Here is a 19,439-nt window from a genome sequence, read left to right as displayed (position 1 = left end):
CAAATGGCAAGAAGCAGAAGTACGAAAGCACAGAACGCCAGACCAGTAGATTTTAAATCTGCAATTTATATCGGTGAGGACGTAATGCCAGCATTCCCCGAAGGATCTAGTATTGAAATTATTCTACCCAATGGAAATAAAGAATCATATGCATATCCATATGATCCAGTTAGTACCGCTACATGGGTAGAAGGTATGGCAACCGTAATTATCAAAGACGGTAATCAATCGGTAGAACATTTCCAGATCGTTGACCCTACGAACATTGCAAATAACTATAACCAGTTAATGGGAATTCTCAAAGACATTGACGCCGTAATAGAATCACGTCTAACTGGTGGTGGCATTCTACAAACTACTATAAATAACAAAACATTGATTAGTGAATCTCTAAGCTCACTCTATGCCATTCGTGCGGCATACGTAAAAAGAATCAATGCAGAATTAGCCAAGATTAATAAGACCAATCCCAATAATCCGATTAAGTCTATTAGTCGTTTCAATAGAGGATATAAATTTTAATGTGGTTTAAGAATAAAAAAGCCGAACCAAAAACCAAAAAGGAAGTACCGACAATTAAAGGTGATATTCGTACAAAAGAACGTCTAATCAAAAATCCTACTTTCAAACGATCATTGGGATCGGCAATGACAACAAAACAGGCAATCGACACGGCACTAGGACTAGGGGCAAGTTTCGTAACTGCCGATGTAAACGGACTAATTAACCGTAGTCTAGCGTCAATGGTAATAGCTAGCCGTGACTTAAGCATTAATAACCCAATTGCTAAAAAGTACTTTACCGAAACCGCTAGCGGCGTAGTAGGTAGTCAGGGTATCTATGTTCGTCCCGATGTACATCTATACGAAGACGAACAAGAAAACATCCGAATCAGTCAGGAACTAGAATCACGTTTCTATGACTGGTGCGACAATCCCGACCGTTTTGATATTAATGGTGTACTAGATTTTAGTACATTCCAAAACCTTGTAGAAAAAGAACGAGCTATCGGCGGTGAAATTTTCATTCGTATTCATAATATCAATGGCAATATTAAAATTGAATTAATCAATGGTATCCGTTGCCCGACCAATAACAATATGTTATTTGCCGACGGTCACTATATTTCAAACGGCATTGAATATAAAGATGGTAAACCTATTGCGTACTATTTCATGCGTTATAATCCAATTACCTATAGCTATGATTATGCAAACCCCGAACGCGTAGACGCAAGCGAAATACTTCATTATTTTCAACAAGAATTTCAATGTAACCAAGAACGCGGAATACCCGATCTAGTATGTGCCGAACCATTACTAAGTGAATTAGATAGTTTCCTAGAAGCAAGTCTAGTTACTAAGAAAGTAGGATCGGCGGTAATGGGCTTTATCGAAAATGATGCATCCGAAAGTGATGATATTTCCCTAGACGATGGAACACCAAACTATTTCGATAACGAAGCCTTAGAACCGGGGGCACTTGTAGAACTACAGCCAGGACAACGCCTAAAAGATTTCAGCCCAAAGGCCGCTACTGACGGTATTAGTGAGTATGTAGATCAACAAATGACACTAATTTCTATGGGACTAGGAATTACCCGCCAAACATTAACGGGCGATACTTCATCGGCTAGTTATTCGGCAAGCCGTCTAAGTGACAAGATTCAACAAAATACATATGCATCCCGTACAAATCTATTAAAAGTAAAAGTACTTAAACCGTTATATCGTTTATGGTTGCGTCAAGAATTACTAAATAATAGTAATGAGATGGGATTAAAGTTTAGTGATTTTAATGCACTTCTAGAAGCACAATATCATACACAACGTCCCGTTAGTTTAGATCCGCTAAAAGATGCACAGTATGCCGTAATGATGCTAGATGCAGGATTAGCAAGTAAAGCCGAAATTATTGCAGAGTCTGGTAGAGATCCCGCCGTAGTATTAGCCCAAATTGCAAAAGAAAAAGAGGACGCACAATTACAGGAAGTAAAACAGGATGAGCAAGGAAGCGAAACCGAAACTAATCAAACCCCAGACGAGGGAAATTAATGTAACACAAATCAGTAATGCAATTGATGATAGTACACGTACCGTTGAAATTGCATTCATGAGTGAAGAACCAGTAGTACGCGATATTGACGGTACTCTATATAACGAAATTATTCTAACTACTCCCGACAATGTAGATCTATCGCGACTAAATAACGGCGGTGCACTTCTATATAACCATAATATGGATTGGTTAATCGGTGTAGTAGAAAACGCCCGTATCGACGAAGACCGCGTAGGACGTGCATTAGTACGATTCAGTACCGGAACATTTGCCGACCAGAAATATAAACAAGTACAGGAAGCCGTACTAACTAAGATTTCATTTGGATATAACATCCTAGATTACTATTTCGAAGGTAATAACTTAATCGTTACGCGAGTACAGCCATATGAAATTAGTTTCGTGTCTGTACCTGCCGACGATTCTGTAGGCGTAGGTCGATCACTAAATACAGAAGAAAACAACGCCTATAAGGATTATTTAAAAATGGATGAAAAGGATATTCAAGAAGTACAGGAACCAGTAGAGCAAGAAGCCGTACTAGAACCAGTAGAAGAAACCGTAGAAGCAGAAACAGAAACTAAAGCCGAAGAATCTGTAGAAGAAATTGTAGTACCAGAAGTAGAAGTAGAACTAGAAGTAGAACGCCAGCTACAGGAAGCAAAGGACGCTTTAAAAGTAGCTCAACGTACTATTGAAGTTGAAAGCGAGCTAGAAGAAGTACGCAAACAACTACAGGCAATTGAAGACGCAAAAGCCGAACAACTAAATAAAGAAAGAATTCGCGAAATTGAATCTATTGCAAAAGTATTTGAAGTAGATCCGAGCGAAGCAATAAATACAAATGTGAGTGTAGAAGATTTCAAACGTGGAATTGAAACACAAAAAGAAAAATCAAATAAAAATCTTAACGTTAAGGATGATAATAAGATGAAACAAAAACGTACTATCGACGCACTAGTAGAATTTGCAAAAGGCGATCACAATGCACTAAATGATCTAGAAATGGGATCACGTGGTTATGCAATCGCAGAAGGTGAATTCGCACTAGCACGTGCAAACACTACTACCGTCACAGCAGCAGGTGCAATTCAAACTGAATATTCAGATGATTTTATTCGCCCACTACTAGCAGAATCTATTTTAGGCCGTCTAGGTCTAGAAGTGCTAACTGGCATGAATAACCGTGAATTTACCATTCCTCGCCTAACTTCCCTAGATGATAAAGCTAGCTTTAAATTCTATAACGAAGGTGAAGCAATTGCAGAAACCGTAGCTAATTTTGATAACGTAGTTCTAAAGCCACGTCTATTTGCTGGTGCAATTCCCGTAACTAAATCTCTAATGCTATCTAGCCCAGATATTGGTACATGGGTACAACGTGCACTACTTGAAAACGTTGCTAACTCCCTAGAAAAAGAAGTAATTGCAGAAGTAGAAGCAACTGCTACTAAAATGGAAACTGCCGCTTCCGGCACTCTATCCGATGCAGATATTGAAGCAGCACTACAAAAACTTCTAGAAGCAAATATCCGCAGCCGTGAATGTGTTGCAATTGTTTCCCCACAAATGTATGCACGTCTACGTCAAACTGCATTCCTATCTAACGTAGCTGGTGTTGCACTTGCTCAAGGGATGCGTTTTTCAGATAGCCAATGGTTGTGTGAAGAAATGCCGCTAATCGTTAGCACTTTCGTAGCAGATGATACTATTCTAATGGGTAATTTCTCATTCGTTACTATTGCTAACTGGATTGGAAGTACTCTAGATGTGGATACCACTACTTACCGTAGTTCACTAACTACAGTATTCCGTAACTATCATTATCTTGATATTGTACAGAAACATCCAGAATCTGTAATTCAACTAAAAGTTAAAGCGTAATATTATGAGAGCATTTAATAGTATCCAGCAGGATATTTTCTTAAATGCTTTCAGTCAAAATATAATTCTAATCTCTAATGGGGCGGGCTTTCGCGGGATCGTGGAATCTCGCCCCATTGTCATTGATGGATCGGACGGACTAATAGAAAGTACAGAATTATATTTCACTGCAAAGAAACAAGAAGATATTGTTTTAGGTAGTCAAGTTTCATTAGTAATTGACGATGCACAGGCCGAAGTAATACCAAGCCCACTAAATACCTATACCATTTATAACATTGAAAACGATTTAAGCGGGATGATTAATTATTATTTCCGCATGGAGTAATAAAAATGAATCTTACCGAAAAGATCAAGGCAAAAACGATAGAAGTACTTGAAAATATCCAGCCCGTCACACCAAGCCTAACTACAGGCCGTCAACGTGATGTATTTTCCCTTGTCACATATGACTATCAATTAGAATCCGCAAACTATGCAGGGAATAGCCGCCTAAAGGGGCAATTCGATATGCAATTCCTAGTTAGCCCATATACAGGTCAGAAACAGCCGCTATCAAGCTACGACGAGATTGTAACGTACTTTAATAGTAACTATGCACCAGTTTTTAAAGCCGCTGGTATAACCGTTCTATGGGTTAATTTCGGTAACAGTACATTGGTAACGGATAAAACTACAGGAAGTAGTTCTATTGTTTTCACAATAAATATTGAAGCAATAGAGAAAACCAGATAAGGAAATAAATTTATGGCAGACATTTTTAACGGTAAAGACGTTAAGGTATATTACAACGATGATACGGGAAATAGAGCCGTAATTACTGGTGGTAATATTCAGATTAACGAGTTAGCCGCATACCCATCTTTTAGTATGGGAACCGAAGTACAGAAGATCGAAACATATAATGATGAATATAGCAATGCCATCGAAGGACAGAAAACCGTAGATAATGTGACGCTAGTAGTTAATTATATTCCTACCGATCCAACGCATGAGTACTTAGATAAAAAATACGATAACCAAGAAGAATTCCAAATTACTATTTTTGTCAATGAAAATAACGAAGCCGGACGTTTAGAAAGTGTAATGCTAAATGGTGTACTAGGTAGTCGTATGCTAAATGGTGATAAAGATTCTGTAGTTACTATGACCTACGATTTTGTACCTACCGAAGTAATTAGCTATGCACCCCGTGATATTCCCCCAGTATTACGCCGTGGTGATTTCGGCGTAGGATCGGACGGTAGTATAGACTATCCGCAATATCAACCAGATCAAGCAACGGGCAACGCCTTTGTAAAAATTTCTGCATCCGATATTGATAACCCAAGTGGTGTAGATCTAATGGGTATTGAACTAGTAGATCAACAAGCAGAAAACACCAATATCATGATGACAACAACGGGCGACCTACGTTTATATGCACGTAATGCTACTACGCCGTGGACACGTCTATATACCAGTGGTGAAGCCGATACACGTTATCTAATTAAGTCCAATAACCTAAGCGATTTAACTAACTTTGAATCAGCACGTAGTAATTTAAGCGTATACAGTAAATCCGAAACTGATAATAAATTCATGATCGGCCCGAATAACTTAAGTGAATTAACTAACGTTGTAGTAGCTCGCCAGAAATTGGAAGTATATAGCCAATCGGAAACGGATGCTAAATTTCTACAGGCTGCAAATAATCTAAGTGATATTGTCGATACTGCAATTGCCCGTACCAATTTAGGAATTAATAGTACTCTTGAAAATGATGCAAAGTACTTACAAGTAGAAAATAATCTATCCGATGTTAAGGACGTTGCAACGGCACGTACTAATCTAGGTATTAACAGTACAATCGAAAACGATGCAAAGTACTTGCAGGTATCAAATAACCTAAGTGATGTATCCGACGCAGCCGCAGCACGTACCAATATTAGTGTTTATAGCAAGGCCGAAAGCGATGCTACATACGTCCCTAAAACAACCACAGTCAACGGACACGCCCTAGACTCTAATGTAACCGTATCTAAGGCCGATGTAGGCTTAGGAAGCGTTACAGACGACCCACAGCTAAAGATCAGTGCAAACCTAAGCGATCTATCGAACGTTGCAAAGGCACGTACTAATTTAGGTATTAACAGTACAATCGAGAACGATGCAAAGTACTTGCAGGTATCAAATAACCTAAGTGATGTAGCGGACGTTGATACTGTAAAACAAAACATTGGTTTAGACAGATTTAAACAGTCGCCATCCGAAACTATGATATATCCATCTAGTGGGCAAAATCCTTATCGTATCACTATCAGACCTAACGGTGATTGGGGAACTTGGCGTGATGATACTGGAACATGGGAACCATTAAAGATTGTTGCCGGTGGTACTGGTGCAACAAATAAAAAAGACGCCAGATTAAATCTTAATATCCCAGCAGCTTATAAAATAATTCCTGATGGAACTAATATTCTTGGTTGGTTTATAGAAAACAATGAATCAGGATTTTTCTCATCTGGAGAAAATGTAATTAATAAGCCCGCCGACGGTCATGGTTGGTGGACTTATAATTTTAAGATACATCTAAGGAATCAAGAAGGAAAACCAGAATTCGGAGTTGTAGAAGCAACGTCGGCAGCAAATATCATGTACATCATTGTGCTTACAAATGGTCAATGGCCGCATGGATGGTTTAAAATTGTTCGTGAGAATGATAATGTTCAATTGCGAGACTTGAAATTAACACAATATGATACTGGGTTTAGCGGTCATCTTGAACTTTATAACATACAAAACAATAATCCAAAAGGTCTTACGCAACTTTATAATGAATTTCAAGACGGTGTGCTAAAGACTACCCTTCGCACTGGAAACCTAGAAAATAACAGGAACTCGTATTTGCAGTGGGATGAAAACGGATCTCTTTGGGGTGTTGTTAACATCCTTTCCAATGATTTGTATTTCGGCCCGCATAGCGTTAGAAAGCTTCACACTCGACACGGAACTATGCTTGTTGATGGTACGGCAACTCCATATTATTACACATTTGGCAATCCTGATGGTAGACGTAGTGTAACTGAGTTCGGAACTGTAGAAGATGGATGGATATTTTACGGACAAGTAAACAGAGATCTATCTAAACAGCTCGATGTAAATGGTGTTGTAAATGCATCGGCATTTAATCAGGCATCCGATAGAGATCTAAAAGAAAATATCGAGGTTATTAGTAATGCTATAGATAGAGTGAGAGCTATTGGTGGATATACTTATACATTGAAGGAAAATGGTATGCCACATGCTGGTGTTATAGCTCAAGAAGTAAGAGATGTATTACCAGAAGCAAGTGGTTCTTTTACTAAATATGTTGATTTACCGGGGCCAACACAAGATGGTACTCCACTTCGTGAAGAGGAAAGATTCTATTCAGTTGACTATGCCGGAATAACGGCACTTCTTGTTCAAGCCTTCAAGGAAATGGACGAAAAGATAACCAAACTTGAGGAACAACAAAAACAAATCGATGAACTAAAAGAATTAGTACAGAAACTTTTGGACAATAAATAAATATAAAGTACGGATATGCTTTCCGTACTTAAATTAACTTATATAAGGAAATATATAAAATGGCAACTATGGATATTTTTGCAGGTGCTAACCTTACTGTAGAAGTAGGCACACATACCCCAGGATCTAAAACCCCCGCTACTGATTTCGAAGAAATTCCAGAAATTGGTGCATTCCCTACCGTTGGTGCGGAAAACGTAGTAATCGATGTAGTTACTTATAATAACGCATATAACCGTAAACTATTGGGTACTAAATCCGTACCAGATATTACGCTAACCGTTAACTACCTACCCGATAATAAGATTCACCAAAAACTATTGGAACTAGAAGAAAACCAACAACGTGCACAATTCCGTATTACTTATTATGAAGATGCAACGCATACCCAATCATATAGTATTACCTACGTAGCTTTCGTTTCTTCTTCCGTAACTAGTGGTGATAAAGACCAAGTAGTAACACGTGATTTCGTTCTAGCCGTCGATGGTGGCCCGATTGAATCTAAAGTAACAGTAGTACCAACACCATAAATAAAAGCGATGGGGGAAGTATAAGTACTCCCCCAATTTTTTTAAATGGAGAAAGATATGAATCTACAGGCACTAAAACAAGCATTAAAACCAAAACTACATGAAACTAAAATTGACGGATTCACGGTATATATTCATCGTCCATCAATTAAAGATGCAAGTAATTGTACTACCCTAGAAGCCGTTCTAGTTTATTGTGTTAAGGATGAAAACGGTAAACCTATTTTTGCACTAGAAGATGATAACGATCTAATTAATGTTTCGGAGATTGATCAAGTGCTCGCCAATGAAATTTACATTAAGGTACTTGCCCTAATTTCTACCGAAGACGAAGTAGATTCTACCGAAAAAAAATAAGAACGGACTCACAGCTACGCTTTACATTAAAGATGCTACATAAGCGTGGACTATCCCTAGAAGAAATAGACACCATTGACCCTGATATTTTTAATGCCCTTTATATATACGACACCTTAATAGAGCCAAACGGGGCAAGAATGGAAATGATCAAGTACGCAAATCTTTGTAACTTACTCTTAATGACTTCCCAATCAATAACCCCCGAAGCACGTAAAAAAGCAAAGGTTAGTGATTGGGATTTCGCAGATCTTCTAAGTGATGTTTCGTTAACAATGCGAGAAAAAGCATTAAAAAGGGAAGAACAAGAAATAGAAAACAGTCGCAATAATATTAAATCTATTGGCGATATGATCAAACGTCAAATAAGCAATGAGGGCAAAAATGGCAAGAAAAAATGAAAGAATTATAGTAGAGGTTGACGGTGATACTACTGGCTTGCAAAAGAAACTAAATCAAGCCGAAGATTCTATAGGTAAATTTGGTAAAAAAGCGGGTGGATCAATTGGTGGTGCTGCCGATTCTATTGCAAGTGGTTTAGGCCGTATTAGTGGTGGTTTCGTTGGTATTGTAGGTGCAGTGGGTGTAGCTGGTACTGCATTAGCTGGATTGGCAATAAAACTAAATGACAACGTAAGACAACTTAATCAATTAAGTATGCAAAGCGGATTGACCGTTACCGAGTTACAGAAACTTGATAAGGCATTCTATCGTACTGGTGTTAATGCCGAGAAACTAGCAGATATAAACCAAGATACCTTAGATAAATTGGGCGATGCATTTGCAAATGGTGGTGCTATTTCCGATGATATTAAATCCGTAGGATTGGATATTAATGATTTTACCAAATACCTAAATCAAGCCGATGGTGGTATTAAAGCCGTAATCGATACTTTCTATAAATTGAAAGATGCAGGAAGGACTACGGGCGAAATTACATTCTTATTAGAAAGTATGGGTAGTGATGCTAGCCGCCTAGTATCAGTACTTAATGAAAGTGCCAATAGTCAAGAAGCATGGAATAAGATTAATAATGAATCTGTAATTATCAGTGAAGATACCGCCGCAGCATTCCAGAAATTTGACGATAATTTGCAGAGTGCAACCAGAACGGGGCAATCGTATCTCTATGACTTCATGACACCAGTTATAAAGGAATTTAATGATCTTTATGAATTGGTTAATAAGGATTGGACGGGAAGCGATTTTATGCAAATGCTATACCGTGGTGCAGATAATTTCGTATTGGGTGGTAAAGGTGCTATTCCAGACTTTCTAAAGAAATTGTTAGGTAAAGATTCATTAGATTCTGCATTTATTGCCGGATCAAATGAATATGATTTCGTAAATGCTTCACGTGCAGGATATGAAGCCAATAAGGGTAAATGGAAAACTAACCCCCGTAATACTGGTACAGCAGATCCAAAAAGTGGATGGGGTGCTAAACAGGAAGCAGAGAAGGCCGCAGCAGCCGCTAAGAAAGCACAGGAAGCCGCAGCACGTAAAGCCGAGGCCGCAGCCAAACAAGCAGCAGCGAAGCGTATACAGGCCGAGAGAGCGTTAGAAGTGGCATTGTCGCAAGTAGCAGAGAACGCCGGAGAACAACGCCTACAGGTATTCGACCGCCAACAAAACGAACTATTGAAGACAATCGAAACTACTGCAAAGACTGTAGGTAAAACTGCATCCGAAATTGAAGCATTACTAGATCGTGCTAGAAAGTCCGGTGCACGTGCACGTACTGAATTAATCGATAGCATGATTGGATATACTGACCCCAATCAAGATTTAAAAGACCAAGTTAATATATCTGGTATGGGTATTAATAAAACCCAATCTAATTTTTTATCTGACCAACAAGCACAGCGTTTAAATGGTGATAATCCTTTTGCCTATGACAATACACAAAAGCTATTGGAAGAAAATAAAAAACGTGAAGAATTAGAACTACAGTTAAATGCCAATCTATTACAAAGTACAGAAGACTTTGAAAAACGTAAGGCCGATATACAGGCACGTTATGCAGCACAGGCAATGCAGATTGCACAGCAAAACACCAACGCACAGATGAATATATTAGCTACTGCCGCTGGTGATATGGGTAATGTACTTGCAGGTGTATTTGGTGAAGGTAATAAAGCCGCTGCCGCAGCCTTTGCGATCCAGAAAGGGATCAATATGGCACAAATTATGATGAATATGCAGGTAGCACTATCCGAAGCACTTGCTACGCCATTCCCCGCAAATATTGCCGCATACGGTCAAATATTGGGTATGGGTGCACAGCTAATTAGTACAGCACGTGGTACTAACATCAGTGGACAATTCCACGGCGGGGTAGATAGTCTAGATCCGTCGATGGATAATAAATCATTTGTACTAAAAGCAGGTGAACGCGTAGTACAGCCAGAAGCCAACAAAAAACTAACTGAATTTTTAGATAACAATTCCGGTAGTAATAATTATGGTGGCGATACTACGATCTACGCACCATTGATTGTACAAGGCAGTATAGGCGACGATGACGCTAAATTTAATGAAATGTTGAAGAAACATAGTCAATCAGTAAATCAAGCAGTACGAGACGCACAAAAGAGAAGTACATAATAATAACGGGGGCATTGCTCCCGTTTTTTATTCCCTAAATATATCTATAAATCAATGAGGTTTAAAATATGGCAAACTTAACATTTTCAAATAATATTAAATTATCGGACTTTACGTTATCGAGTAAATCACCACAATATAGTAATCAATCGTGGACGGGTGCACTTATTCAACGTAGTACGGGCGTACAGTGGTATACATTTAATTTCACACTTAATTTCAACCAACGCGATAGACAGGAAGTTCTTGCATTTATTGCGGAGTATTCACAGGGCAAGCTGTTTACTATTCCATTGGGACACCTATCGACCTATAAAGGAAAACAAACAGGTGCAGTAAGTGTAAAAAATGATGTAAAACGTGGTGTATATAAATTTACTACGGCATCGGCACAACAACTTGAAGTAGGAACGATGATTCAATTTGGTAATCATAAAAAGATTTACCAGATCGTAGCCAATACAGGTACAGAAGTTTCTATTTTTCCCGCACTACAGGCCAATATTCAAGCCAATGAAACAGTTTTCTACAATGGCCTTGTAATTGAAGCACGTCTAGACGTAGATAACGATTTTCAAATGCCCGTAACGAATCTAGTAGCAATTACTTTTAAATGTACGGAGGTTGTACGCTAATGAATGCAGGAGTTTTTACCAATCCCGATCTATTGGAATATTGGAATGTTTTTAGAGGTGGCAATAAAAAACAACTAACATTAACAGAAGTACTTTCTATGGGTATACATGTTAAATGTTTCGACGTTATTCCAAAGGCAATTGATTCTATTCACTGGACAGATGGACTAGGGGAAGTAACGCTAGGTGGTACTTTATATGTACCTTTTCCCGACTTAATCACCGATTCATTACCATCATTTACCGAAGAAAAACAAATTACCAATACAAATATTAATTTCAAGATCAGTAATGTTTCCAATACTACACGTATTCTTGCATTGGGCGGGGCGTTTAAAGATGCGAAAGTAAATATCTATCTTGCGATTCTTAACCCCGCTACGGGCGATGTACTGGACTACGATCTAATGTATTCGGGCTTTATCGATTACATCGAAGCCGAAGCCGATCCAATGAATGAAAAGAATGAATTAACAGTACAGTTAAATAGTGTATATAAACAACTAGACCTACAGACCCGTACACTATGTGCAAATAGTGTCTATCAATCTTATTTTCCGGGCGATCAAATTATGTCCCTATTGGGCGTAGTTAATAGTGGTCAAACATGGAAGTACAAATAATGAATTTTAAAAACAGTAATGAACTATATGAAATATGCGAAAACTCACTTAATAAAGAATATCGTTTCGGTAGCAATGATTGCAATATTCTATGCCTACGTGTACTTGATCTAAAGCATGGTACAGATTGGGCAGAAGTAGCTAACTACAATTCCGTAATTGACGGTGTACGACAATTAAATGAATTAGGTTTTAAAAGTACACAAGAAATTATTAAACAATATGCCGATGAAACAAAACACCCAATCGATGGTGATATTTGGCTAGATACTGAAAACCCCTTACTAATGGCAGTGGTTTTTAGTAATCGCTTGATTGGCGTAAATGATGAACATACACAATTTAAATTAATTCCCCTGAAGGATCACGGGAAGTATTACAGAATAAGGAAATAATTATGGGTAGTAAAGGTGGTGGAATTTTCGGAGCCATTATTACGGCGGTCGCAGTATTCGCAGCAGCGTATACGGGCGGTGCATCACTCTATGCCGCTGCCGCATGGGGTGCAGCCGCAGGTGCACTAAGTTTTGTTGCATCTAGTGCATTGGCACAATTGGGTACTACGGGCTATGACGACGCAGCAACGAGCGTAAGCCGCAGTACAAGTCCCGTAACAGGTCTACCCGTTCTATTGGGTGGTGAATTGCCCCACAAGAACGGCGTAAGCAATGGTAGCTTTATTATGTGCGGTACGGTCGTACCGTGGTACAACGTCAAGGATTCAGAATCACAATATCTTTTCACCGAACACGTAGTAGCATTGGGCGGTACTGAAAAATGGATCGAACAGATTTATATTGACGATGAACCTGTACTAGTAAATCCAATTAAAGCCGATGGACGCGTAGCAACCGAATCTATTGTTGCAAAATATCAAAAGTACTTACAATTGGAAGTACGTTTTGGGGGATCATATAGTAATAGTAAATCCCTACCAATGGAATATGCCGGATCTCGCTGGAATAATAATTTTCGTGGCGATGGCGTAGTTAGTATTAGTTGCGTTATCAAGAAAACCCAAGATTCATTGGAAGACAGTATTTTAGTCAATGACAACTATATTATGAAAGTTGAAATGAAAGGACTAATGATTACTGACCTTACCGATATGACCCGTAAAGCGTCCAGTAATCCCCCGTCACAGATCTATGAACTATTGACAAATACACTTTGGGGAATGGGCTTAGACCCTGCATTAATTGATCTAGATAGTTTCCGTACTACGGCACAGTATTGTAAGGATATGGAATTTTATAGCAATGGCAACATGTCCTATAACGATACCTATAAACAAACTATCGAAGCCATTCTACAGACGTTTAGCGGATTGCTTTATATCAATGCAGGTAAAATTTGTTGTGGTGCGGATCGTAAATCACTTTCAGTACATACATTCGACGAAACCAATATTACGGGATCATTGAAAGTAACAACCAGTGGTAACACGGACTATGCCAATACAATCGATGCAAAATATACTGCCGTAGGTAATAACTACGGAAATGATGTAGTACGTTTTCCAAGTGACATTAGCAATGACGATGTAATTAGAAGCGACGGTAGAGTAATTACACAGGCACTAGATTTTACATGGATCTATGACCAATCGCAGTTAGCATTTTTGGCAAACCGTGAATTACTTAAAATGAAGTACGCACAAAATACCATTACCTTTACTACTCCCGATGCATGGGATCTACAGGTATGGGATTGCGTAGATATTAATGTTAAAGAATTTGATATTAGCGGAAAGTACCGAATAGTAAGTAAAGAAATTAGCACAGCACAAGATACATTAGGTTTTATCAATCTAGTATGCGTCCAGACCAATGACGGCATTTATGACGGCAAAGATCCCGGTATTTGGACACCAGACGGATCTATTAGTAGCGTGATTGGTGTACTACCGCCAAGCAATCTAGAAGTAGTTCGCCGTGGGAACGTTGTAAGCGGGAACATTGTAGATCTAACGTGGACAGCTAGCCCCGATGGTAATTTACGTGGCTATTACATCTACTACCGCAAATCTGGTAACAATGCGTGGACGTTTGCAGGAACTACGACCAAGTACGAAATAAGCTACGCTCTATATAGTCTACAGTCTGACCAGAAATACGACTTTGCAGTAGCGGCCTATAACAACTTAGGATTCGTAAGTAGTAAAGTAACGGTAGATGGTTTAATTCCACAATATGATTTTGCATTACCTGCCGTAACGGGTATCAAACTTTCGAATAGTACAGAATCGGCCTATGTAACCGATGCACCAGATTTTAACATCGCATGGGACGATCAAAGCAATCTAGTTATTAATGGGCGTCCATTTAGTGAGTACTTAAAATACTATGAGATTCGTCTATATGACGGTGAAGCATATATTAAATCTTTCTATTCACCTACCAATGCATTTAATCTAACACTTGCACTAAACGAAACAAAGATTCGTAAACCAACGTTAGGTGTAATTGCACAGGGATATAGTACAGGTACATACTCACCAGAAGTTAAAATTACCGTAGAAAATAAGCAATGTAAATTAGCCACTGGCTTTACTATTGCAGGTGGATTCGGGAACTTATTCTGTAGTTGGAAACAATCGGACGAACGCGACTATGCAGGTGCAGTTATTCAATTAACAAGTGGTTTAGTAAATACTCAGTACATTTCCAATAAACCAGAATTCGATAGTATTCCAAATATTCCCGACGGTGAATATAAAGTTAAGATGGGCTTTTTCGATGTATTTGGCATGGATAACATACAATATACTGCCGAACAAACAATTAGTATCAATAGTAAGTATCAATTTACCGAAGAAGATGCAGCCGATATTAACGATATTCTTGATTTAAATAATCGTCTAGATGATATTCTTTCGAATGCAGTTAATGAAAGTAATGAATATACCAATACAAAGATTGCGGTACTACAAAATACTATCGACAATGACGTAACGGCAAAGATCACCGAACTAAATCAAACCATCGTCAAGAACGAAGAAGCCACAGCACAGCAAATTACACAAATCAAATCGACCGTAGACGGGAACCAAGCCAGCGTAAACCAACAACTAATTACAAAGGCAGATAAAGGTACAGTAGACGCACAATACAGCCTTTCAGTGCAGGCTAACGGTACTGTAGCGGGTATTCGTCTAGTAGCGTCCGAAGGTGCAAGTAATAACAGTGCAATCTATTTTGCCGCCGATAAATTTGTTATCAGTGGATCGGATACCGCGACTGTAGGAGGACAAGCACCATTTGCATTAATCAATGGTACTACTTATCTAAAAACGGCAATGATCCAGCAAGGTAGTATAGGTACAGCTTATATTTCCGATCTAAGTGTTACTAACTCTAAGATTGCAAATGCCAGTATTAACAGTGCCAAGATTATAGATGGCGAAATTACAAACGCGAAAATCGGGAACGAAATTTATAGTAATAACTATGTATGGCAACAATCAGGATGGTATATAGGCAAAAACGGCGAAATGTACATTAACGGTAGTGGCGGTACTGGACGTATGACAATCAATAATAACTTGATTCAGATATTCGACCAGAACGGAACACTACGCGTAAGAATGGGCTTATGGTAAGGAGTTTAAATTATGGCAAGTGGTTTACAGTGCTGGAATGCTAGCGGTGTATTGGTCGCAGATCTCACAGATTATAATATGCGTTATGTAGGGACTACTACATTAGGAATTGGTACAGGAACTACTACATCATGGAATGTTGGGTGGGGCGGTATGCGTCCCACTGGATGGTTAGCAATCGTCCGACAAACTTATAATTCAAATGATTTTTATTGTATTCCCTATAATGATTCATTTGTCGTGCAATATTTGCCAGTCAGTGGAGTCTATGCACAAACATTAATAATTGATATATACACTTTCGAATAAGGGGGAATTATGGCCGCAGGCTTTCAGGCATTTAATGCACGTGGTGCATTAACAATTGATAGTACCAATAAATCTATTGTTACTAGTCAGGTATTAGGAATGCAGCGTTTAATTGACGTTGGATATTATATTTTCGGTAATAACAGTATCGGCAACGGTCAAACATTGGGTTTTACTGGTCTTAATCAATGGCCTACTAAAGAAGGTATTCGCTGGTGCCAACTTCTAGTAGATGGTACTTACTGTTTTCCAGGAGCAGAATTATACGAACAAGACCGAGCAAGATTTATGATTTCCAGTAATACAACGCCGCTACAGTCGGGATATTTGGACGTATTCAATGCAAGCGGTCAATTGGTATGGAGTGCCGCAAGTGCCGGTACTATGCCCCGTATACAAGATTTCTTTAATGTGCCTGCCGGACACGATCTAGGAACCGCAATTACATTAAATACTAGCTTTCCTAATCCGTGGTTTTGCGTTTCTCAGTGTCCCGGCAATATTTCGGACGATGGAACGGTAGCGGGATATTCAGGAATATTGATTAGGCGAAACAATGCACAATCTTTTACCCTGCAATATATAAACCGAAACCAAAAAAACTATACTCAAGCAATGGGGAATAATGGTATCAGAATTGCCCTAGCAAGTGTAACGGGTTACTAAATAAAAGTAACTAATAATAAAAAGGAAATATAAATGGAATGGTTAGCAATTGGAGCACTTGCCGCCACCGTAATTGGGCTAATTGGTAAGTTTACCAATTGGACTTTTTCGGGCGTCAAACGCTACGAACATAGGATCGGTATGATTGAATCCAAATTAAAATTATTGGAACAACGGACGGAGACTATCGAAGACGATATTTTAGAACTTAAGTTAGTAGTTAAGGAAATTAGCGATATTAAGGTAGAGCTAGCACAAATTAAAACTATCTTAGAGGTTTTAGAAAGGAAGATTTAATGGACTTAATCACACAATTAAAAATATTCGAAGGTACTAAAGAGTATCAAAAGTATATCGGTTATTACCGAAATGGACGCTTTCAAGTTTATAAAGATCATTTGGGTTATCCAACAATTGGATACGGACACCTAATTAAAAAGGGTGAATCATTTCCCAATGGACTAACGGACGAAGAAGCCGAAGCATTGCTAATTAAAGATATTGCAATTGCGGAAAATGATTACCGTACTTTAAATCTTAATCTACCTTCCGTTAGTCGATGGCATGACTTTATGATCATGATGTTGTTTCAAGTGGGACTAACTAAAACGCGTGGCTTTAAAAAAGCTTTACAGGCGTTACGTGATGGGCGTTATAACGACGCCATTGCAGAATTTAAAAATAGTAACTGGTACAGACAGACACCCAATAGAGTGAATGAAATGATTAGTTACGTAACTAAGGGCTAATATGTGGGATATGTTTTTCAAGGATGATTGGGATATAAGCGAAGTAACAGACGGTAACTATAGTGCATTTGTTTATGTAATTCAGTTCCCAGACGATGGTAGTTTTTATTTCGGTTTTAAACAGATTTTTCGACGTATCAAAGATGCAAAGAAAATAAAGGGAAGTACCGTACTAAATGAGTCCGATTGGAAAACATATTCCAGTAGCTCTAAGACAGTACAACAACGTATAGACAATGGCGAACACCATACAAAACATATTCTATGGTGTTTTGCCAGTAATACCGAAGCGACGTTAGTAGAGACTGCATTGATTGCGTTATACGGTACGCGTTACGATTGCTTGAATAAAGCGATTATGGCAAAGACCAAACTACGTAAAGACAAGGGATTACAACTGGACGTTATACGCCGTATTATGGAGTGTTTTTAATGGCAAAAAATAATTTAATTCGTGTCAAAAACACACAAGCAGTACAGAAGTACTTAAACAAAGAAGGGAAGAATTTTAATAATGATTTCCGCAATGAAATGATCGTAAAGATGCGAGACATTAGCAAGGAACTACAGACGGGTATCAACAATGCCGCCGCAGGTGGTGTAGTGCCATTTACGGGCAATGCAATGTTATATTTCTTCAATAAACGTGTAACGGGCGTTACCTGTACTATTCAGGTAAAAGACATACAAGCCCAATACCTATACGGATCATTAGTAAAACAAGAAAGTTTAGATAAGTTTATTCCTACCAGTAAGACCAAACTAACAAAGCAAGGTAACATTACGGGACTAAAATCTAATCTTAAGAGTGGTAAATATAAGGTAGTCGAATCAAAGGGCGTTAAACGTATCGTAGATACACGCAAAAAGAAAGATCGCGTAATTGCGACCAAAGACACTAAGACACGTAAAATAATTTTTGATTTCTATAAGGAAGCAGATAGCCGTATATTGAAAGTAATTAATAATATGCGTGGAGAATATAGCATAAGGAAAAAATAAGATGCAGACAGCAATTAACCAAATGAGCCAACATTACGACACACAAACACCATACATTCTAGTAGATAACGTTACGCCTATTATGAATAGTCTACCGTTTCCACGTGCATTGATGGGTAATAAGAAACTTAAAAAGATTCTCAAAGCACATCCATATAATGACAAAGTAGATAGCATTATGAATATTGCTTTCGAACGTCCACAGCTAGGTGAAGTAGGTGAAATTATCGAATGGTCATTACGTGATACTTCTATTCACGTGGTTGTACTTTCGAATGAAAAGGCATTCGTAAAAGGTACTTATATTTGGTTAATGGTAGTAGGTATCATCGAATAAGGAAAATGGAATGGTAAGCATACTTTATGACTTAATAAAATCTGGTATTAATTTTTTCACTAAAACTAAAACCATAGAACAGGAAGTAAAATCCGAAAACGCCGAAGGGCAAATAGAAGTTAATAAGATTGAGATAGAAAAAACTACAATTCACTGGCGTAATGTATTGGGACTAGTCCTAACACTTATCGTACTATATAGTTATATCATTATTCCATTCTTTGATTATTTCGGGATTGTGTTAATAAATTTACCACTGGAACCGATTTTCAAGCTACTTTTTGTACTATTGGGTACACCAATGTAATAGATAAAGGAGAGGTAATACACCTTTCCTTTTTTATGAGGTCACAAAATGCCTAATTCCATACACACATAAAGTAAATGCACATGACTTTTTAGTGTAGATTTAACACATCCGGCATATATTCAAAATGCCGATCCGATACATTTAGTATTAGATACTTCGCTAGGTGGTGATAGTGGTTTACATGTAAGTAATAACCGTTCTATATACGTAGAAGCC

Annotated in this window: 22 protein-coding genes; all 22 read left to right on the top strand. The window is 38.3% G+C overall.

Going from position 1 to position 19,439, the window contains the following annotated elements; all coding sequences use genetic code 11:
* Positions 1 to 3: 3 nt before the first annotated feature.
* The 22 genes from LDB27_RS14955 (at position 4) to LDB27_RS14850 (ending at position 19,220) form a co-directional block, all read left to right on the top strand.
* On the top strand, positions 4 to 522 hold the full coding sequence (locus tag LDB27_RS14955) for a hypothetical protein (protein ID WP_000124480.1): 519 nt from the start codon (positions 4 to 6) through the stop codon (positions 520 to 522).
* Positions 522 to 2,054 carry a phage portal protein gene (locus tag LDB27_RS14950; RefSeq protein WP_000264270.1) on the top strand — a complete coding sequence of 511 codons (1,533 nt, stop codon included), beginning with the start codon at positions 522 to 524 and terminating at the stop codon, positions 2,052 to 2,054. Before LDB27_RS14955 ends, LDB27_RS14950 begins: the two co-directional genes overlap by 1 nt.
* Positions 2,002 to 3,942 carry an HK97 family phage prohead protease gene (locus LDB27_RS14945; protein ID WP_000031283.1) on the top strand — a complete coding sequence of 647 codons (1,941 nt, stop codon included), beginning with the start codon at positions 2,002 to 2,004 and terminating at the stop codon, positions 3,940 to 3,942. Before LDB27_RS14950 ends, LDB27_RS14945 begins: the two co-directional genes overlap by 53 nt.
* Positions 3,943 to 3,946: 4 nt before the next feature.
* A complete protein-coding gene (locus LDB27_RS14940; protein WP_001201093.1) occupies positions 3,947 to 4,270 on the top strand; it encodes a hypothetical protein in 324 nt (107 codons plus the stop codon).
* 5 nt (positions 4,271 to 4,275) lie between these two features.
* Entirely contained in the window at positions 4,276 to 4,677 is a 402-nt protein-coding gene (locus LDB27_RS14935; RefSeq protein WP_001054520.1) for a hypothetical protein, read from the top strand.
* A 12-nt stretch (positions 4,678 to 4,689) separates the two neighbouring features.
* Positions 4,690 to 7,494, top strand: a complete 2,805-nt coding sequence (locus tag LDB27_RS14930) for a tail fiber domain-containing protein (protein ID WP_001749692.1) — start codon at positions 4,690 to 4,692, stop codon at positions 7,492 to 7,494.
* Positions 7,495 to 7,553: 59 nt separating this feature from the next.
* The gene (locus LDB27_RS14925) at positions 7,554 to 8,027 is read left to right on the top strand and encodes a phage tail tube protein (RefSeq protein WP_000224410.1); all 474 of its coding nucleotides are present in this window, start codon (positions 7,554 to 7,556) and stop codon (positions 8,025 to 8,027) included.
* A gap of 57 nt (positions 8,028 to 8,084) precedes the next feature.
* Positions 8,085 to 8,384: a hypothetical protein gene (locus LDB27_RS14920; RefSeq protein ID WP_001053108.1), complete on the top strand. Its 300-nt coding sequence runs from the start codon at positions 8,085 to 8,087 to the stop codon at positions 8,382 to 8,384.
* A 140-nt stretch (positions 8,385 to 8,524) separates the two neighbouring features.
* Positions 8,525 to 8,785, top strand: coding sequence for a hypothetical protein (locus LDB27_RS14915; protein ID WP_223152474.1), 261 nt, complete (start codon positions 8,525 to 8,527; stop codon positions 8,783 to 8,785).
* Positions 8,769 to 10,991 carry a hypothetical protein gene (locus LDB27_RS14910; protein WP_000101572.1) on the top strand — a complete coding sequence of 741 codons (2,223 nt, stop codon included), beginning with the start codon at positions 8,769 to 8,771 and terminating at the stop codon, positions 10,989 to 10,991. The genes LDB27_RS14915 and LDB27_RS14910 overlap by 17 nt, the downstream gene beginning before the upstream one ends.
* Positions 10,992 to 11,059: 68 nt before the next feature.
* A complete protein-coding gene (locus tag LDB27_RS14905) occupies positions 11,060 to 11,626 on the top strand; it encodes a hypothetical protein (protein WP_000002330.1) in 567 nt (188 codons plus the stop codon).
* Positions 11,626 to 12,249 (top strand): hypothetical protein, encoded by a 624-nt coding sequence (locus tag LDB27_RS14900; RefSeq protein WP_000991131.1) that lies wholly within the window; start codon positions 11,626 to 11,628, stop codon positions 12,247 to 12,249. Before LDB27_RS14905 ends, LDB27_RS14900 begins: the two co-directional genes overlap by 1 nt.
* Positions 12,249 to 12,644: a DUF6950 family protein gene (locus LDB27_RS14895; protein ID WP_001009734.1), complete on the top strand. Its 396-nt coding sequence runs from the start codon at positions 12,249 to 12,251 to the stop codon at positions 12,642 to 12,644. Before LDB27_RS14900 ends, LDB27_RS14895 begins: the two co-directional genes overlap by 1 nt.
* 2 nt (positions 12,645 to 12,646) lie before the next feature.
* Entirely contained in the window at positions 12,647 to 15,850 is a 3,204-nt protein-coding gene (locus tag LDB27_RS14890; RefSeq protein WP_000534918.1) for a fibronectin type III domain-containing protein, read from the top strand.
* A 12-nt stretch (positions 15,851 to 15,862) separates the two neighbouring features.
* Positions 15,863 to 16,159, top strand: a complete 297-nt coding sequence (locus LDB27_RS14885) for a hypothetical protein (RefSeq protein ID WP_033904751.1) — start codon at positions 15,863 to 15,865, stop codon at positions 16,157 to 16,159.
* 9 nt (positions 16,160 to 16,168) lie between these two features.
* Positions 16,169 to 16,825, top strand: a complete 657-nt coding sequence (locus LDB27_RS14880) for a hypothetical protein (RefSeq protein ID WP_000718760.1) — start codon at positions 16,169 to 16,171, stop codon at positions 16,823 to 16,825.
* A gap of 33 nt (positions 16,826 to 16,858) precedes the next feature.
* Positions 16,859 to 17,122 (top strand): hypothetical protein, encoded by a 264-nt coding sequence (locus LDB27_RS14875; RefSeq protein WP_000455003.1) that lies wholly within the window; start codon positions 16,859 to 16,861, stop codon positions 17,120 to 17,122.
* Positions 17,122 to 17,574, top strand: coding sequence for a glycoside hydrolase family protein (locus LDB27_RS14870; protein ID WP_000364297.1), 453 nt, complete (start codon positions 17,122 to 17,124; stop codon positions 17,572 to 17,574). The genes LDB27_RS14875 and LDB27_RS14870 overlap by 1 nt, the downstream gene beginning before the upstream one ends.
* Position 17,575: 1 nt before the next feature.
* Positions 17,576 to 18,007 carry a hypothetical protein gene (locus LDB27_RS14865; protein ID WP_000263509.1) on the top strand — a complete coding sequence of 144 codons (432 nt, stop codon included), beginning with the start codon at positions 17,576 to 17,578 and terminating at the stop codon, positions 18,005 to 18,007.
* Positions 18,007 to 18,576: a hypothetical protein gene (locus tag LDB27_RS14860; RefSeq protein WP_001107525.1), complete on the top strand. Its 570-nt coding sequence runs from the start codon at positions 18,007 to 18,009 to the stop codon at positions 18,574 to 18,576. The genes LDB27_RS14865 and LDB27_RS14860 overlap by 1 nt, the downstream gene beginning before the upstream one ends.
* A 1-nt stretch (position 18,577) precedes the next feature.
* Positions 18,578 to 18,913, top strand: a complete 336-nt coding sequence (locus LDB27_RS14855) for a hypothetical protein (protein ID WP_001192450.1) — start codon at positions 18,578 to 18,580, stop codon at positions 18,911 to 18,913.
* Positions 18,914 to 18,923: 10 nt separating this feature from the next.
* Positions 18,924 to 19,220, top strand: a complete 297-nt coding sequence (locus tag LDB27_RS14850) for a hypothetical protein (protein ID WP_000253632.1) — start codon at positions 18,924 to 18,926, stop codon at positions 19,218 to 19,220.
* Positions 19,221 to 19,439: the final 219 nt, after the last annotated feature.

Source organism: Salmonella sp. JXY0409-18 (assembly GCF_020268625.1).
Classification (GTDB): Bacteria; Pseudomonadota; Gammaproteobacteria; order Enterobacterales; family Enterobacteriaceae; genus Salmonella; species Salmonella enterica.
The sequence above is the reverse complement of the archived record's forward strand: the minus strand, read 5'-3'. Positions and strand labels throughout refer to the sequence as shown.

Bases quoted from the DNA above. Each gene is read 5' to 3' on its own strand.
- LDB27_RS14930 (WP_001749692.1), top strand. From the start codon at position 4,690: ATGGCAGACATTTTTAACGGTAAAGACGTTAAGGTATATTACAACGAT.
- LDB27_RS14925 (WP_000224410.1), top strand. From the start codon at position 7,554: ATGGCAACTATGGATATTTTTGCAGGTGCTAACCTTACTGTAGAAGTA.
- LDB27_RS14915 (WP_223152474.1), top strand. From the start codon at position 8,525: ATGGAAATGATCAAGTACGCAAATCTTTGTAACTTACTCTTAATGACT.
- LDB27_RS14955 (WP_000124480.1), top strand. From the start codon at position 4: ATGGCAAGAAGCAGAAGTACGAAAGCACAGAACGCCAGACCAGTAGAT.
- LDB27_RS14865 (WP_000263509.1), top strand. From the start codon at position 17,576: ATGTGGGATATGTTTTTCAAGGATGATTGGGATATAAGCGAAGTAACA.
- LDB27_RS14870 (WP_000364297.1), top strand. From the start codon at position 17,122: ATGGACTTAATCACACAATTAAAAATATTCGAAGGTACTAAAGAGTAT.
- LDB27_RS14910 (WP_000101572.1), top strand. From the start codon at position 8,769: ATGGCAAGAAAAAATGAAAGAATTATAGTAGAGGTTGACGGTGATACT.
- LDB27_RS14855 (WP_001192450.1), top strand. From the start codon at position 18,578: ATGCAGACAGCAATTAACCAAATGAGCCAACATTACGACACACAAACA.
- LDB27_RS14875 (WP_000455003.1), top strand. From the start codon at position 16,859: ATGGAATGGTTAGCAATTGGAGCACTTGCCGCCACCGTAATTGGGCTA.
- LDB27_RS14945 (WP_000031283.1), top strand. From the start codon at position 2,002: ATGAGCAAGGAAGCGAAACCGAAACTAATCAAACCCCAGACGAGGGAA.
- LDB27_RS14880 (WP_000718760.1), top strand. From the start codon at position 16,169: ATGGCCGCAGGCTTTCAGGCATTTAATGCACGTGGTGCATTAACAATT.
- LDB27_RS14900 (WP_000991131.1), top strand. From the start codon at position 11,626: ATGAATGCAGGAGTTTTTACCAATCCCGATCTATTGGAATATTGGAAT.
- LDB27_RS14935 (WP_001054520.1), top strand. From the start codon at position 4,276: ATGAATCTTACCGAAAAGATCAAGGCAAAAACGATAGAAGTACTTGAA.
- LDB27_RS14890 (WP_000534918.1), top strand. From the start codon at position 12,647: ATGGGTAGTAAAGGTGGTGGAATTTTCGGAGCCATTATTACGGCGGTC.
- LDB27_RS14950 (WP_000264270.1), top strand. From the start codon at position 522: ATGTGGTTTAAGAATAAAAAAGCCGAACCAAAAACCAAAAAGGAAGTA.
- LDB27_RS14850 (WP_000253632.1), top strand. From the start codon at position 18,924: ATGGTAAGCATACTTTATGACTTAATAAAATCTGGTATTAATTTTTTC.
- LDB27_RS14895 (WP_001009734.1), top strand. From the start codon at position 12,249: ATGAATTTTAAAAACAGTAATGAACTATATGAAATATGCGAAAACTCA.
- LDB27_RS14885 (WP_033904751.1), top strand. From the start codon at position 15,863: ATGGCAAGTGGTTTACAGTGCTGGAATGCTAGCGGTGTATTGGTCGCA.
- LDB27_RS14920 (WP_001053108.1), top strand. From the start codon at position 8,085: ATGAATCTACAGGCACTAAAACAAGCATTAAAACCAAAACTACATGAA.
- LDB27_RS14940 (WP_001201093.1), top strand. From the start codon at position 3,947: ATGAGAGCATTTAATAGTATCCAGCAGGATATTTTCTTAAATGCTTTC.
- LDB27_RS14860 (WP_001107525.1), top strand. From the start codon at position 18,007: ATGGCAAAAAATAATTTAATTCGTGTCAAAAACACACAAGCAGTACAG.
- LDB27_RS14905 (WP_000002330.1), top strand. From the start codon at position 11,060: ATGGCAAACTTAACATTTTCAAATAATATTAAATTATCGGACTTTACG.